This is a genomic window from Oryzomonas rubra (assembly GCF_008369015.1).
Lineage (GTDB): Bacteria > Desulfobacterota > Desulfuromonadia > Geobacterales > Pseudopelobacteraceae > Oryzomonas > Oryzomonas japonica.
Window position 1 is genome coordinate 14,687 of record NZ_SRSD01000011.1, and the last position, 13,590, is coordinate 28,276.

Annotated in this window: 14 protein-coding genes; 4 read left to right on the forward strand and 10 right to left on the reverse strand. The window is 61.6% G+C overall.

The annotated features are described in order from the left end of the window. Window positions 1–196: 196 nt before the first annotated feature. The 7 genes from ET418_RS16130 to ET418_RS16160 form a co-directional block, all read right to left on the reverse strand. Entirely contained in the window at window positions 197–625 is a 429-nt protein-coding gene (locus ET418_RS16130) for a cupin domain-containing protein (protein WP_149309351.1), read from the reverse strand. A gap of 1 nt (window position 626) precedes the next feature. Further along, window positions 627–1,280 carry a flavodoxin family protein gene (locus ET418_RS16135; protein WP_149309353.1) on the reverse strand — a complete coding sequence of 218 codons (654 nt, stop codon included), beginning with the start codon at window positions 1,278–1,280 and terminating at the stop codon, window positions 627–629. A gap of 82 nt (window positions 1,281–1,362) precedes the next feature. Continuing rightward, window positions 1,363–2,166: a nitroreductase family protein gene (locus ET418_RS16140; RefSeq protein WP_149309355.1), complete on the reverse strand. Its 804-nt coding sequence runs from the start codon at window positions 2,164–2,166 to the stop codon at window positions 1,363–1,365. 72 nt (window positions 2,167–2,238) lie between these two features. Continuing rightward, window positions 2,239–3,078 (reverse strand): epoxyqueuosine reductase, encoded by an 840-nt coding sequence (locus tag ET418_RS16145; protein ID WP_149309357.1) that lies wholly within the window; start codon window positions 3,076–3,078, stop codon window positions 2,239–2,241. 23 nt (window positions 3,079–3,101) lie between these two features. Then, entirely contained in the window at window positions 3,102–3,671 is a 570-nt protein-coding gene (locus ET418_RS16150; protein ID WP_149309359.1) for a flavodoxin family protein, read from the reverse strand. After that, window positions 3,668–4,252 carry a flavin reductase family protein gene (locus ET418_RS16155; protein WP_149309361.1) on the reverse strand — a complete coding sequence of 195 codons (585 nt, stop codon included), beginning with the start codon at window positions 4,250–4,252 and terminating at the stop codon, window positions 3,668–3,670. Before ET418_RS16155 ends, ET418_RS16150 begins: the two co-directional genes overlap by 4 nt. Window positions 4,253–4,325: 73 nt before the next feature. Further along, the gene (locus ET418_RS16160) at window positions 4,326–4,913 is read right to left on the reverse strand and encodes a TetR/AcrR family transcriptional regulator (RefSeq protein WP_149309363.1); all 588 of its coding nucleotides are present in this window, start codon (window positions 4,911–4,913) and stop codon (window positions 4,326–4,328) included. A 364-nt stretch (window positions 4,914–5,277) separates the two neighbouring features. On the opposite strand from ET418_RS16160, the gene gabD reads away from it, so the two are divergent. Further along, a complete protein-coding gene (gabD, locus tag ET418_RS16165) occupies window positions 5,278–6,732 on the forward strand; it encodes an NADP-dependent succinate-semialdehyde dehydrogenase (RefSeq protein ID WP_149309364.1) in 1,455 nt (484 codons plus the stop codon). Between the two features lie 205 nt (window positions 6,733–6,937). Here the strand turns inward: gabD and merA are convergent, their stop codons facing one another. Next, a complete protein-coding gene (gene merA, locus ET418_RS16170; RefSeq protein WP_149309366.1) occupies window positions 6,938–8,356 on the reverse strand; it encodes a mercury(II) reductase in 1,419 nt (472 codons plus the stop codon). A 121-nt stretch (window positions 8,357–8,477) separates the two neighbouring features. Next, entirely contained in the window at window positions 8,478–8,840 is a 363-nt protein-coding gene (locus ET418_RS16175) for a hypothetical protein (protein ID WP_149309368.1), read from the reverse strand. A gap of 229 nt (window positions 8,841–9,069) precedes the next feature. On the opposite strand from ET418_RS16175, the gene rimI reads away from it, so the two are divergent. The 3 genes from rimI (at window position 9,070) to ET418_RS16190 (ending at window position 11,421) form a co-directional block, all read left to right on the forward strand. Further along, a complete protein-coding gene (rimI, locus tag ET418_RS16180) occupies window positions 9,070–9,519 on the forward strand; it encodes a ribosomal protein S18-alanine N-acetyltransferase (protein WP_149309370.1) in 450 nt (149 codons plus the stop codon). 164 nt (window positions 9,520–9,683) lie between these two features. Next, entirely contained in the window at window positions 9,684–10,502 is an 819-nt protein-coding gene (locus ET418_RS16185; protein WP_149309372.1) for a dihydroorotate dehydrogenase electron transfer subunit, read from the forward strand. 4 nt (window positions 10,503–10,506) lie between these two features. Further along, entirely contained in the window at window positions 10,507–11,421 is a 915-nt protein-coding gene (locus tag ET418_RS16190; RefSeq protein ID WP_149309374.1) for a dihydroorotate dehydrogenase, read from the forward strand. 15 nt (window positions 11,422–11,436) lie between these two features. On the opposite strand, the gene ET418_RS16195 is transcribed toward ET418_RS16190, so the two are convergent. Continuing rightward, window positions 11,437–13,473 (reverse strand): ABC transporter substrate-binding protein, encoded by a 2,037-nt coding sequence (locus ET418_RS16195; RefSeq protein WP_149309375.1) that lies wholly within the window; start codon window positions 13,471–13,473, stop codon window positions 11,437–11,439. Window positions 13,474–13,590 lie beyond the last annotated feature (117 nt).

The following is a 13,590-nucleotide window of genomic DNA, read 5'->3' on the forward strand; positions in this document are numbered from 1 at the left end:
TCTTACGGACTGCTCCGGGGGGTACCGCTACCTGATGCCCAGGAGGTTGGTGGCCATAGTATGGCTTTTTCAGTTCATTGGGCAAGAAAAACGTCATGAAAGAGTGGGGAATGTCCATGGGCGCGCAAAAGCCCCGCCTCCCATCCGGGAAGCGGGGCTTTTGCATCTGTTACCACAACAAGTGTCCGGTTTGGGCCTATTCCGCCATCCAGGACGCCTTGGTCGTCGGGATGCGAAACCCGTCCTCCAGGGTGGCCTGGCTCAGGCTGTTTTCCTTGGCCTGGATGCAGATGAAGTAGAGATCCTCATCGCCGGCTTTCCACGACCGTTCGCCCTGGGGCGCCACCCGTACCAGACTCCCCTCCCGGATCGGGAATTCGTCGCCATCCACGAAGAACGTGCCGCTGCCGCGCAGCACGATGTAGAGCTCTTCGTTTTTTTTGTGGGCATGGACAAAGGGCATGGCCTTGCCGGCCGGGAGCCGGTTAAGGGAGGCCTCGCAACCGGTAAGCCCCAACTCCCCGCCGATAAAGTATTTGCCTTTCAGTCCGCGGAAATCGTGGTTCAAAAGGCCCTCCAAGGGGCCGATATGGGCTGCCGTGAAGTTTTTCGCCTGCTCCGTCATGTCATAGCCCCTTTCCGGCAAGCCTGGCCCCCAAGTCATACGCCTGCTGGCAGTCCTGGGGAAATACCTCCTTGTGCCGTTGCTCTTTATGGACGGGGTCGAAACTCTCGATCAGCACCTTGGAGTAATCGCTAACCTGACAAGTGTCGAAGCTGCACAACGTTTCGGGCTGCTGCCCGAAGATCAGTTGCAGGTAACGGGCATGGGAGGTGAAGAGGTGCTCGTAGCCGTACGCCGTGCTCTGCTCGTCCGTAACATTCATCGTATAGATGAACCCGGTGGCGATCTGCTTGGGGGCTATGGATGCATAGGGTAGGGTGTAGGTCAGGTAGGGAAACAGCAGGCGCTCAAGGAAGGAGCGGGTCTCGCCGGTCACCGAGCCGAAATAGATCGGCGACCCGATGATCAGGGCGTCGGCCTCGATGATCCTGTTCAGGAGCGGCGTCAAGCCGTCGGTGAAACCGCAAGCGCCGTAACTTTTTCCCCCTCGGGTCTTGCAGGCGAAACAGCTCACGCACCCCTTGTAATCAAGATCGTAGAGGTGGACAAGCTCGGTCTCGGCCCCCTGCGCGGCGGCGCCTTCCAGGGCCTTGCCCAGCAGGGTCGCCGTGTTCCATTTTTTTCTCGGACTTCCGTTTATGGCAATGACCTTCATCAGTTACACCTCCGCAATAGGACTGTTTCAGAAATTTTCACGTCATGTTTCCGTTTGTTCGATATCAGCGCCGCCAGCCCGATTATCTCCACTGGATTCGCGCCTCCTGGCGCGGTGGGACGCGGGGGTAACGATAGCGGGGAAAACCATACATCAGCGCCCCGTAGACGCTGTGATCCTCGGGGATGCCGAGCGCCTCCTTGAGCGGAGGATGCCCGTTGGCCGCACGCATCAGGAAGCCGGCCCAGCAGGTGCCGATGCCCTGGGCGACGGCCGCCAGTTCAAACTGGGTCAGGGCGATGGTGCTGTCCACCGAACTCCAGAGCCATTCGTCCGGGGCGTGGATAACGGCCAGGTGGGGCGCATTGCGCAGGATCGGGTCCTTGCCCTGTTCCCACAAGTCGATATACCGGGTGTAGCGCGGTTCCAGCTTGTTGCTTTGGCGCAGGTAATCGATCACCAGCCCGGCCAGGCGCTTCACCTCGGACGGGGTCTGGATCACCAGCCAGTGCACCGGCTGTCGGTTCACAGCCGAGGGGGCCCACCGGGCCACTTCGATAACCTGCTTGACCAGGGCCTGGGGCACCGGCTCATCCCGGAACTCCCTGACCGAGCGGCGGCTCCTCACGAGCTGGTTCAGGGCCGGGATGGAAACCGTCAGGGCGGGATCGATGGGGAGCGACTCCTCCAGGGGAATTTTTTCGTGGTGAACCGCCCCCTGGGGACAGACGGCGACACAATGACCGCAGGTGATGCAGTCCTGTTCTCCACCGGCACGGAAAACGGGAAATCCCTCCCCATCCACCTCAAAAAGCGCCGGCGGGCATACTTCGCTGCAGATGCCGTCACGCCGGCAGGTGCTGTGATCAATCGTTACCAGACTCATTTTCCCTCCTTGAAGTAAAACCTGCTGTTGGAACTGCAGAATGCTCACGACGGACGTTCGTGTCCCGTGAACTCAAGCGTCGGTCGTTCCGGCCGGGATTTGCCCCTCGCACGGGACCTTGGTCTGGCAGAGGCCGCACCCGGTCTGGGTTACGCCGTATTTCTCCGCGACCGCCGCCACCGCCGTGCCGTAGACGTAACGGCTGCAGGCGTCCTTATCGTGTCCTTGGTACGAAATAGCCCCGGCCGGGCAACGTCCGATGCAGGCGCCGCAACTCTTCTCCCGGTAATAGAGGCAGTTGTGATAGTGGTCGGGGTACGGGCGCGGGCTCGGCGTCAGGGGCAGGTCGGTAATGACGCTGCCGCAGCGATGGGCGATCCCCCGGGGGGTGATCAGGGCGTCGTTCAGGCTGAAGGTGCCCAGGCCGGCTGCATAGGCGGCGTGGCGCTCCGACCAGGTAGAGGCTCTCCCGACCGGGGTTTCGGGGTATTCGCGCCAGGTCGCTTCCAGTTGGGGCGCCACGGCACGGTGTCCCTGTTCGGCCAGCCACTCCGTCACATGGCGGCGCAACGCGGCGTTGAGTTGCTCGCCGAAGTTCCGGGTACGGGCCCAGGCCGGGGAGGGATAGACCGTTTCCCGGCGGTTGCTGTCCCGCGTCGGCTGGGTGATGGGCAGAATCCAGGAAATGACCGTGGCCGCCCGCACACCGGTGCCGAAACCGATCTCCATTACCTCGTGCGGCGTACGGTGAAACGCTCCGATGATCCGTTTGTAGTCATCGAAGAGTGGGTCGTCGGCAGCGGCATAGCCGACCAGCGGTTCATCGAAATACGGCTCATCGCTCTCGGGAAAGCGGCCGGCCGGACTTTCCCCGACAAAACGGCAGATCATGGTGCGGATGCGCTCTTCCATCCCCGTCTCCTTTCTTCCCGGGCCTATGCCATCAAGGCGCGTGCCGCTTCCTCGGCCTGTTGCAGGATATGTCCCGGAACGACGTCGGTTCTGCCGGGGCCGATACCGCAGGCGCGGATCAGTGTGGTTTCGCTGAACCCCATCCATTTCAGAAAGCCTTCGTAGCGCGGGAAAATATCGGAAAATGCCGCTTCTTCCGGCTGCCCCTGGGTCTGGACGAAGACCAGCTTTTTGGGCGCCAGGCGGCTTGGCTGCGGGTTGGTGATATAATCGGGAACCAGATAGGAGTAGCTGCGGTCGATGAAGCCCTTGAGCTGGCTGGTAATGTCGCCGTAATAGACCGGTGAGGCCAGCACCACCGCGTCCGCCTCGCTCACCGCGGCCAATACCTCGCTCAGATCGTCTTTGAGCGCGCATCGGTCGAGCTTTGTCTTGCAGGCATAGCATGCCTGGCAGCCGCGGTAGGCAAGACGGTTCAATTCAAAGAACCGCGTTTCCGCCCCCAGATCCCCGGCGGTTTTCAGGAGATGGTTGGCGATGGTGGCACTGCTCCCCTTGGTGCGGGGGCTTCCCAGCAGACAAACGATTTTCATTTCATTCCCTCCGTTGTGATGGTCTTGCCGATCTCCCACGCCTTGCCCAGGAATTCCCCCAGGCCGTAGTATCCCATGTGGGCCGTGTCCCAGATTATCGGCCTTACTTTGGTGATGTCCGGGTATCCCTTGGCACCGATAAGCGCCTCGTCCGCCTTGACGTCCACGATCTCTCCCACGAACTGGGTGTGCAGGCCCAGTTCGTGGATATGCAGCAGGCGGCACTCCACCACCAGTGGCACCTCGTCCACGTAGGGGGCGTCCACCAGGTCGCTCCGCACCGCCGTCCAGCCGCAGGCGGCGAATTTGTCCCCGTCGCGGCCCGATACGGTCCCCACATAGTCGGCCTGCGCCACCTGGGCCTGGGAGGGGATGCTGACGGTGAAGGCCTTGCGTGCCACGATGGCGGCATGGCTGTAGGTCGCCTTGCGCAGGGATACCGCCAGGCAGGGGGGCTGGGAACAGCAGATGCCGCCCCAGGCAGCGGTCATGATGTTTGGCGTGTCCGCTTCATCATAGGTGCCAACCAGCCACACCGGGGTTGGGGTGGCCAGCGTCTTTGCTCCAATGGATTGTTTCATGGGTCCCTCCTTGATTGGTTCGCCAATCTGACGATAATAGACCGGTCAACTATATTTGGGATAAATAAAGGGCTTACTTCTGTCCCAGGATGGCGCTGAAGAGGAGATCGACGAAGTCCCGCATCGGCTGGGGCGATTTCATCACCTTGGCCCGCAGGATCGCACCTTCCCAGCCGGAAAGGATGAAACCGGCGGTTATTGCCGGATCGACAGCGCCGGAAAGCTCGCTCCGGTTCTGGGCCTCGCGCAGGCAGGCGGCAAAGCGTTCCCGCCACATGCCGAAGATCTCATCCAGCCGGGCGCGGAAGCGCTCGTTCAGGTCTGCCAGTTCCTGTCCCAGGTTGCCGATCAGGCAGCCCTTGGTGCACTGGTTCTGGGTTACGCGCGTCAGACCGCTCTCAAAAAAATCGCGGATGCGGTCGAGCGGCGCAAGGTTCTCGTTGCTGAGGAACTCCTCCATGCGTCGTTCGAAGCGTTCGGCGAAGTGATCGATCACCGCCAGGCCGAAATCTTCCTTGCTCCTGAAGTAGTGGTAGAACGACCCCTTGGGGACGCCGGCCTCCTTCAGAACGGCATCAATGCCGGTGGCGTTGTATCCTTGGCGGGCGATCATCTCGGTGCCGATCCGAATGATCTCGCCTCGTGTGTCTTTCTTTTTCATGGGCGTAAAAATAGACCGGTCGGTCTAATGTGTCAAGGGGAATTATCAAAATCAGAGAAGCCTGAATCCGCGACGCCCTCACGGCTTCTCTCGCCTGGCATGCCTCTGTCTCAACGGTGCCAGACGTGGTTTCTCCGTGACGGAGTACGCACGGCACAGGCGGCTTGGTGCTTCATGGGCGGCGTTTGACTCCGGCATGACGCTCGCTCCGCCGTTCAGGCGTCACGGATTCAGGAATGATGGACCATGCGTGTGCTCTTTTTAATGGTATGCACAACACTTTACTTCACAAGGCTTTGGGGTAAAATAGCAGCCACCGGCAGTGCCGTCGTACCTCGGACTATCCCAACGGAGGATTGACATCATGCTCACCTTACAAGACCCGACCCTTTTTCGCCAGCAATGCTATATCGACGGCCAGTGGCTTCATGCCGCGGACGGCGGCACCATTTCGGTCAATAATCCCGCCACCGACGAGGTCATCGGCACGGTTCCCAGGATGGGGGGGGCTGAGACCCGCACCGCCATCGAGGCGGCCAACGCGGCCTATCCGGTCTGGCGGGCCAGGACCGCTGCGGATCGTTCCCGGCTCCTGCGCCGCTGGTACGAGTTGCTGTTGGAAAACCAGGAGGACCTGGCGATCCTGATGACCGCCGAACAGGGCAAGCCGCTGGCCGAATCCCGGGGCGAGATCGCCTATGCCGCCTCGTTCATCGAATGGTTTGCCGAGGAGGGAAAGCGGGTCTACGGCGACACGATCCCCACGGTTCAGAACGACAAGCGGATCGTTGTCATCAAGGAACCGATCGGCGTCTGCGCCGCCATCACCCCCTGGAACTTCCCCGCCGCCATGATCACCCGCAAGGCCGGACCGGCCCTGGCCGTCGGCTGCACCATGGTCCTCAAACCGGCCAGCCAGACCCCCTATTCGGCTCTGGCGCTGGCCGTGCTGGCCGAGCGGGCCGGCATCCCGGCCGGGGTGTTCAACGTGGTCACCGGGGTCTCCGGCGCCATTGGCGGCGAGATGACCGCCAATCCGATTGTCCGCAAGCTGACCTTCACCGGCTCGACGGAAATCGGCAAGCTGCTCATGCAGCAGTGCGCCGGGACGGTCAAGAAGGTGGCCATGGAGTTGGGGGGCAACGCACCCTTCATCGTGTTCGACGATGCCGACCTGGATGCCGCGGTGGAGGGGGCCATCGCCTCCAAGTACCGCAACACCGGCCAGACCTGCGTCTGCACCAACCGCTTCCTCGTGCAGGCCGGCGTCTACGACGCCTTTGCGGAAAAATTGTCCGCTGCCGTGGCCAGGCTGAAGGTGGGCGACGGGCTCAAGGGGGAGACCCAGCAGGGGCCGCTGATCGACATGAAGGCCGTGGAGAAGGTGGAAGAACACATCGCCGACGCCCTGGCCAAGGGGGCGCGCATCATCACCGGCGGAGGGCGGCACGAACTGGGCGGCAGCTTCTTCCAGCCCACCATTCTGGCCGATGTCACCCCAGCCATGGCGGTGGCCCGGGAAGAGACCTTCGGCCCCCTGGCGCCCCTGTTCCGTTTCACCACCGACGAAGAGGCGGTAGGCATGGCCAACGACACCGAATTCGGGCTTGCCTCCTACTTCTACAGCCGGGATATCGGCCGGGTCTGGCAGGTCGCGGAGGCCCTGGAATACGGGATTGTCGGCATCAATACCGGCCTCATCTCGTCCGCAGTCGTCCCCTTCGGCGGGGTAAAGGAATCGGGGGTCGGCCGGGAGGGGTCCCGGTACGGCGTCGATGACTTTCTGGAGATCAAGTACCTCTGCATGGGCGGTATCTGATCCTGGCTTACGACAGCCCTGAATCCGTGACACCTCCATGCCTCTGTTTGCCGGAAGGCCTCAGCCTTTGCCTTTAAGAAGATGCCGACACCCCGTCGGAGGACCGACAGAGTGAATGACGTGCCACGACACGGGCGACGGGCGGGCTCCGGCTCTTCCGGCCACTGCGGCATTCCGGCATCACGGATTCAGTCAGTACCTTTTATCATTCGGCACAACATGATAGTCTGCTGATGTCCCTATCGAACCCCTGGGCGCAGAGTTTCAGCCCCTCGCCGATGGAAGGGTAGACGTGCATGGTGGTGGCCAGATCCGCTACGGTCGCCTTCAGGTGGAGGGCCAGGGCCGCCTCATTGATCATGTCCGCCCCCCGGTGGCAGGCCAGGTGCACCCCCAGGAGCCGCCCGGTCGGCCGGTCGGCGATCATCTTGATCACCCCGGCGGTATGGCCGGTGACGTGGGCCTTGGGGATGGCGCTGACCGGCATGGTATTGACCGCCACGTCAAAACCGGCCTGCCGGGCGCTCTCCTCGGTATGGCCCACCATGCCGATCTCCGGGTCCGTGAAGACCGCCATGGGGGCCGACAGGTAATCCATGGTGCAGCCGCACCCCTCGTTGAACATGTCGTCGACCGCCACAATGGCCTGACGGGCTCCCACCGTGGCGATCAGCATCTTGCCGGTCACGTCCCCGGCCGCCCAGATGCCATCGGTTGAGGTGCGCATGCGCCCATCGGTGACAATAAAGCCCTTCGGGTCCGTCCCCACGTTCGCCTGTTCCAGGCCGAGCCCTTCCGTGGCCGGGCCGGTCCCCACCGCCAGGAGCAGCCGTTGGGCGGTGTATTCGTGGCGCCTGCCGCACACATCGGCGGAGAGTACATTCACGTCCCCCGCTCGATCGGCCGAACAGATGGTCACATCCGTCACCACCTTGATGCCTTCCCCCATCAGCACCGCTCGGAGCGCTTCGGCCGCTTCCCGCTCCACGGTCGGCAAGAGGTGCGGTCCGTGTTCGAGAATCGTCACGCGGCAGCCCAGGCGATGGTACATCTGCCCCAGTTCGACGGCAATGACGCCGCCCCCCACGATGACCAGGGATTGGGGAAGCTCCTTCATCAGCAGGGCGCTCCGGCTCGTTAGATAGTTGCACACTTCGATCCCCGGAATAGGGGGGATGCGCGGCTTGCCACCCACCGCGACAAGAAAACGGTCGCAGCGATACCGTTTGTCGTTGGCCTCGATGGTGTGCGGGTCGATAAAGCGTGCGGTCCCCTTGACGAGTTCCAGGCCGGACATGTTTTTGAGTACGTCCAGGTAGCGCTCCTGGCGGAGCTTGTGCACGACCTTTTCCCGGTGGGCGAAGAGCGCCTCGCAAGCGACGCCCTGCCTGCCATCCTCAAGCCCGAGCCCGAGCCTCATCCCCAGATGGGCCTCGTGATTGAACAGGGCTGCGTGGATGAGGGTCTTGCTGGGGATACAGCCCCAGTTGATGCAGGTGCCTCCCAGAACGCTCTTTTCGAACATGAGCACCCGCGCGCCGTGGGAGGTGGCGCGCAACGCCCCCGCAAAGGCGGTGGAGCCGGAGCCGAGGATGATCAGGTCGGGTGTGCTGCTGGTTGTCATGGATGATTCTCCTCAGTGGTTGCCGCATGAAGTCGATGCTCCTGGACGCTGTCCCGCGTCAGGCATCGGCATAAAAAAGGCTGCCGATCATCGGCCGGCAGCCTTCAGGTCCGGGCATATCTCAGGAATCGACCGGATTGCCGTGGGTCTCCACGTCGAAGATCGTCATCAGCGCCTCGGGCGTATAGGCGCAGATGTGGGTACGCACACCTTCCTTGGCCCGATGCACCCATTCGATTTTGTCTCCGGACGCCTCATGGATGAACTTCACCCGTGTCCCACCGATCCGTTTGACTTCATCCCGCATCTCGTTCATGGTCAATAGTTGCAGGCCGCCGATCTCTTCACTTTCCGTGGCATGTTCCAGAAACCGGTCAAGCAGTTCGTAATCGAGAAAATCCTCTTCCTTGCGCCACCACTTGACGAAGCAATGATCCGCTGTTGCCCGCTCCTTGACGGTTGTCAGTATCTCACGTCCTTTCATGGCACACCTCCTCTGCCGGCAAACGGCGACGTCGTCTCCCTGAACCGGCTCGTGCTCTGCCTCTGGATAGTATTATACGCCGGTTTTGCCGTTCAGACGGTGCTTTTTGCCGAAATATGCGCCTTGCGTGGCGCAGGGCGATTCATGAGGCGGGATTGCGGGACCGATGCAGACCCTGGCCGTACAAAATCGTTTACTTTACCCGGTTGTTTGCCTATCATATTTTCCCATGTCTGTACCGGGAACCGTTGATATCCGCCCCATGACCAAGGCCGATCTGGAGAGCGTGCTGGCCATTGAGCAGGCCTCCTTTCCCCATCCCTGGCGCTATGAACATTTCCTGCACGAACTTGCGTCACCCCATTCGTTTCCGTTCGTCGCCGTCATCGAAGGCGCGGTGGGCGGTTATGTCTGCCTGATGTCGCTTTTCGAAGAGGCCGAGATCCTGGACATCGTCGTGGCGCCGCACCTGCGGGGACGGGGTATCGCCCGGGCGCTGCTGGAGCATGCCGTTGCCATCGCCCAAGGGAAACAGGCCGGGATCATGAGGTTGGAAGTCCGCGCCTCCAACCGGGCAGCCATCGCCCTCTACGAACGGTTCGGTTTCTCCCGGACCGGGATGCGGACGAAGTACTACGAAGGCGTGGAGGACGCGCTGTTGATGGAAAAAACACTATAAGAGCCTGACAGACTATTGAAAAACTCAGGTTGTTCAAAAATAGTCAGATCGTCGCACCCGCAGAATGCCCTGAGGAGGCGTAGCAGCGCTACGCCGCACGAAAGGGCTTTCGAGGATGGCGGCGAGATGGCTGTTTTTCAACAACCTTCCAAGGAGACAGTTAGATGCAGTTCAAATCCATGATCATATCCAACGTGGAGGTCTCGCCCGGCTACTGGCGCATGCGCATGACCGCTCCCTCCGAGTTCCCCGCGGCCCAACCGGGGCAGTTCGTGATGGTGCGGGTGAATGATGCCATCGATCCGCTCCTGCGGCGCCCTTTCGGCATCTTCGACGTGGGTGTCCATACCCCGGCCCAGACCGGTGCCGCATCCCAGCCCTACCTGGAGATGCTCTACCGGGTGGTGGGGAAGGGGACCGGCATGCTTTCGGCGCTGCATAACACCGATCTGTTGGATGTCTTAGGCCCTTTGGGGAAGGGCTTCGAGCTCGGCTCTCCTGAGGAGGAAAAGATTATCGTGGGGGGGGGCGTTGGGCTGGCGCCGCTCTACCTGTTGGCCAAGGAACTGGTGAAACAGTCGTCGGTGCGGCTCTTTGTCGGCGGCAGGACGCGAGACGACGTCCTCTGCATCACCGAATTCGAGCGCCTGGGGGTGGAGTGCTATGTGGCCACCGAGGATGGGTCGTTGGGGGAATGTGGCCTGGTGACCGAGGCCCTGGTCAGACGGCTGGCTGCCTGCGACGGCACGCCGCGCATCTTCGCCTGCGGCCCCCATGGCATGCTGAACGCCGTGGCCGGCATCGCCGCCCAGAGAAACATACCCTGTCAGGTCTCCCTTGAGGGGTATATGGCCTGCGGCATGGGGGCCTGCCTGGGGTGTGTCACCCCCGGCCACCATCATTCCAACGAAACACCCGATTATCGCTGCGTCTGTGCGGATGGACCGGTCTTCGACGCTGCCGAACTGAAGTGGGAGGCCTGAAACCATGAAACCTGACCTGTCTGTATCCATTGCAGGGCTGGAACTGCGCAACCCGGTGATGACCGCCTCGGGCACCTTCGGCTATGGCGAGGAATTTGCGGAATACGTGGACCTGGAAACCATTGGCGCCTTCGTGACCAAGGGGCTGTCCCTCAGGCCCCGGGCCGGCAATCCCACGCCGCGCATCGTGGAGACGCCGGGCGGCATGCTGAACGCCATCGGCCTCCAGAACGTGGGCATCGACGCCTTTATCGAGAAAAAGGTTCCCTTCCTCCGCTCGGTCGCCACCCCGGCCATTGCCAATTTCTTCGGCAACACCATCGACGAGTACGCCGAACTGGCCCGCCGTCTGGACGCCATCCCCGAAATCGCCGGGTTGGAGGTGAATATCTCCTGCCCCAATGTCAAGCAGGGGGGCATCGTTTTCGGCACCGACCCCCAGTGCGCCTTCCAGGTGGTCACGGCCTGCCGCGAGGCCACCATCAAGCCGTTGATCGTCAAGCTCTCGCCCAATGTCACGGATATCGTCTCCATGGCCAAGGCCTGCTCCGATGCGGGGGCCGACGCCCTGTCGCTGATCAACACCCTGACCGGCATGGCCATCGACCTGGAGCGCCGTCGGCCGGTGCTGGCCAACATCACCGGCGGTCTCTCGGGCCCGGCGGTCAAGCCGGTGGCGTTGCGCATGGTCTGGCAGGTGGCCCGGGCGGTCAGCTTGCCGATCATCGGTATCGGCGGCATCATGAACGCCCGTGACGCCCTGGAATTCATCCTGGCCGGGGCGACGGCGGTGCAGGTCGGGACCGCCAGTTTCATCAATCCGGGTGCTGCGCAGGAAATCGCTGAAGGCATGGAAAAGTGGCTGGCGGAAAACGGCGTTGAAGATGTGAAGAGCTTGATCGGGGCCCTGGAGGCCTGATTCGCAGTAGCCTCATCAGGAGGCAAAGGCATAGTTGTTCTTGGTGCCTTGTTTGACACGGTACATGGCCATGTCGGCCGTGTTCATGAGGGTGTCCACGGCGTCGCCATCCTGGGGGAAGATGCTGATGCCGATGCTCGCCCCCACATGGCACTCGAGTCCTTTGAACATGAACGGCATAGAAAGAAGCGTCAGCATCTTTTCCGCCACCTGGGTGATATGCCCGAGATCGGCAACATCCAGCAGCATGACCGCAAATTCGTCTCCCCCCATACGCGCAACCGTATCCGAGTCCCTGACGCATCCCGCCAGGCGCCGGGCCGTCTCCCGCAACAGCGCATCGCCGCTGTCATGTCCGTAGGTATCGTTAATCGTCTTGAAACCATCCAGGTCCACGAACAGCAGGGCGAATCCCGTCTGACTCCTTTTGGCATGGGCCAGCGCCTGCCCGATCCTGTCAAAGAAGAGCGCCCGGTTAGGCAGGCCGGTCAGCTCGTCGTGATGGGCCATGTGATTGAGCTTTTCCTGCAGCATCTTGCGCTCGGTGATATCCTCCTTGATGGCGACGAAGTTGGTGAGTTCACCCTGTGCGTCCCAGATGGGGGCGATGGTGGCATGCTCCCAGAACAGCTCCTCATTCTTCTTCTTGTTCAGAAACTCCCCATGCCAGAGTCCGCCGGCGAGAATGGTCCGCCAGAGATCGCCGTAGAATTCGGGGGGTAGGATGCTCCCGCGCAGGATGCGGGGATTCTGGCCGGCGACCTCCTCCGCCGTATAGCCGGTAAGCTCGCAGAACTTGGGGTTTACGTATTCGATTGCGCCGGTCGTGTCGGTGATGACGATCGAAACCGGGCTTTGAATAATGGCCGCCGACAGCTTCCGCAGCTTTGCCTCGGCCTTGTCGCGCAACTGCATCTGATCATTGAGCGCCGCGTTAAGGTAGTGAAAGCGGATGGCGACCACAGAGACGGCGATGATGATCACCATGGCCCCGCCCAGGGTCCCGTAGAGCCAATCCGGGAGCCGTGGCTGTTCGCCGGCATGGAGGAAGCTTTCCAGGGGAAACGGTTTCGATGCCGGGATCATTCCCAACTGGGAATAGGTGTCGGCGATGTGCTGCCACCGGCCGGGGTTCATGTAGCCGACTTCCACCAAGTCAGGCCTGATCAGCTTTTGCAGCTCTCCAGCTTCGTAGGCAAGCTGTCCCCTGGTGAGGCGGTGGGTATTGTAACGTTTCAGGATGAGGTCGATCATTTCGTCCTGATGCTCAAGGGCGTATTTCCAGCCGCGGAGGCTTGCATCGCGAAATTGCCGTACCACCTCGGGCTGCTTTTGTACCACCTCCCGGCGCGTGAAGAGCGTGTCGCCGTAGAAATCGATCCCGCTCCGTTCGGGATAGATGATGGAATAGGCGATTCTTCGTTTTTCGAGCTGATAGGGTTCGGTCGTGCTGTAGACAGAGGCGGCGTCAACCTCGCCGTTCAGGAGCTTTTCGAGGGAAAATTCGTGGGGAACGACCCTGATCGCGTCGTCGGGTACCCCCTCCGCCCTGAAGAGCGCCATGACCTCGGCCGACATCGGTTCAAGCATGACCCGTTTGCCCGCCAGATCATGGACATTTCTGATGTTATTTGCGTTGAGGGAGAGGATGCCCAGGGGCGAATGCTGCAGGATGGCGGCAAGGACGACGACCGGTTTCCCCTCAGCCCGCATCAGGACCAGAGAGCTGCCTCCTACCCCGAACTGGGCCTCCCCGTTCAGGACCGCCTCAGCGGAATTGCTCCCCTGGGCCGCCTCACGGAGCGTTACCATCAGCCCGGCATCGCGGTAGTAGCCCTTTTCCACGGCGGCATAATATCCGGCGAATTGAAACTGGTGTTTCCACTTCAATTGCAGGGTGACCGGCGTCAGCACGGTAGTGCCTGCCAGAAGCAGGGCAGGGTGGAGGAGAAGGAGGAAAAAGGCCGCCAGGGGAATGATGCCGAACAAGATGCTCGGGAACGATGAACAGGATTTCGCCGGACAGGGTGCGATCAGGAAACGCCTTTTCATGTACACTCCCGGATTGTGGAATCTCTGAACAATGGGCCCACGCGATGGACAGCGCCCCGCTACCTATGGAGATGGGGAGATAATGCTTAGCGCAGGCATAAAGTATACCTCAGGTTA